Here is a 1622-nt window from a genome sequence, read left to right on the forward strand (position 1 = left end):
CGGGAGTCCAGGCCGTGGCCGAAGACGGCGTGGGAGTAGAACTCGGCCTCGAGGTACTCCAGGTTGAGCGCGAAGTTGAGCACGGCACCGTCGGACGGTGCGGCCTCGGCGGCGCCGATGGTGGTGGCGCCGATGAGGCCGGCGCCGACGGTGCCCAGTCCGGCGATGCCGGCGGTGCGCAGGAACTTGCGCCGGTCGGCGGGGTTCTCTGCGCTGCGGTCGATCATGTCGACCAGGGTCTTGTTTCCGAACATGTTTCTCCTCGTAGTGCGAAACGATGTCGGTCGCGACCGATCCGGGGCCGCGAGGCCGGGGGTCGGAGGGTCCGAGGAGCCCGCGAGATCACGGGCGTCCGGCTGTGCTTCGAGTCACACCACGGCCCGGATGGGTGCCGATCGGAACTTTCTCAGAACAGCCCGGGCTGGACCACCGGCGCGGGAGCCGGGGGCGGGGCCGGGACCGGCCCGCGCACGCCGTCGCCGACGAGCCCGTGGCGCTCGAGCAGCGGTCGCACCCGCGACGCGAGCCGCTCGGTGTACCAGCGGTCGGCGTACGGGCCGGAGGCGTAGAGCGCCTCGTAGCGGTCGACGAGGTCGGGCCGCTCGCGACGGACCCAGCGCAGGAACCAGTCGCGGACACCGGGCTCCAGGTGCAGCGCCATGGCCGAGGCGGTCGTCGCGCCGGCGTCGGCGACGCGCTCGACCAGGTCGGTGAGGGTGCCCGTTCCGTCGGTGAGCCAGGGCAGGACGGGCGCCAGCATCACGTGGCAGGGCAGGCCCGCGTCGGTGACGGCGCGCACGAGGTCGAGCCGGGCCCGCGGTGACGGCGTGCCGGGCTCGATGCTCTCGTGCAGCGCGTGGTCGCCGACGGCGATCGAGACGCCGACCGACACCGGCACCCGGCGGGCGGCGTCGACGAGCAGCGGGAGGTCGCGTCGCAGCAGTGTGCCCTTGGTGAGGATCGACATCGGCGTGCCGGAGCCCGCGAGCGCCGCGATGATGCCGGGCATCAGGCGGTAGCGTCCCTCGGCCCGCTGGTAGGGGTCGGTGTTGGTGCCCAGCGCGACGGTCTCGTGGGTCCACGAGCGGCGGGCGAGCTCGCGCCCCAGCACCTCGGCGACGTTGGTCTTGACCACGATCTCGGTGTCGAAGCCCGTGCCGGTGTCGAGCTCGAGCCAGGCGTGGGTCCCACGGGCGAAGCAGTAGACGCACGCGTGGGTGCAGCCGCGGTAGGGGTTGACCGTCCACGAGAACGGGAGCCGGCCCTCGGTGCCGGGAGGCTGCCGCACGTGGTTGAGCGCCGACCGCGCCCGCACCTCGTGGAACGTCACGCCGGCGAACTCCGGCGTGGTCACCGACCGCACGAGCCCCGACGCCGAGCTCAGCCCCGGCAGTGCCCCGTCGTCCTCGACGTCCGTCCGCTGACCGCTCCATCGCACGAGATCAGTCGAACACGTGTTCGACGACGGGTCAAGGCGAGTCGTGGCCCGACGGGGTCGGTGGAACCGCATAGGTTGACGCCGTGAACGACACGCCCCCGACCCTGCGCGACGTCGTCGCCGTCCTCGACGCGCAGTGGAACCCCGCCTGGGCCGACGACTGGGACGCCGTGGGCACCAGCGT

At 72.9% G+C, this 1622-nt stretch carries 2 protein-coding genes; both read right to left on the reverse strand.

All coding sequences use genetic code 11. From position 1 onward, the window contains the following. On the reverse strand, positions 1-254 hold a 254-nt coding region (locus tag ACI6PP_RS23155), incomplete at its 3' end, for a ferritin-like domain-containing protein (RefSeq protein WP_421112181.1). Between the two features lie 152 nt (positions 255-406). Further along, a complete protein-coding gene (locus ACI6PP_RS23160) occupies positions 407-1438 on the reverse strand; it encodes an Rv2578c family radical SAM protein (RefSeq protein ID WP_421114113.1) in 1032 nt (343 codons plus the stop codon). Between the last annotated feature and the right edge of the window lie 184 nt (positions 1439-1622).

Origin of the sequence: Solicola agrisoli, from assembly GCF_049059935.1 — a bacterium.
In the GTDB taxonomy this organism is placed as follows: domain Bacteria; phylum Actinomycetota; class Actinomycetes; order Propionibacteriales; family Nocardioidaceae; genus JAURVT01.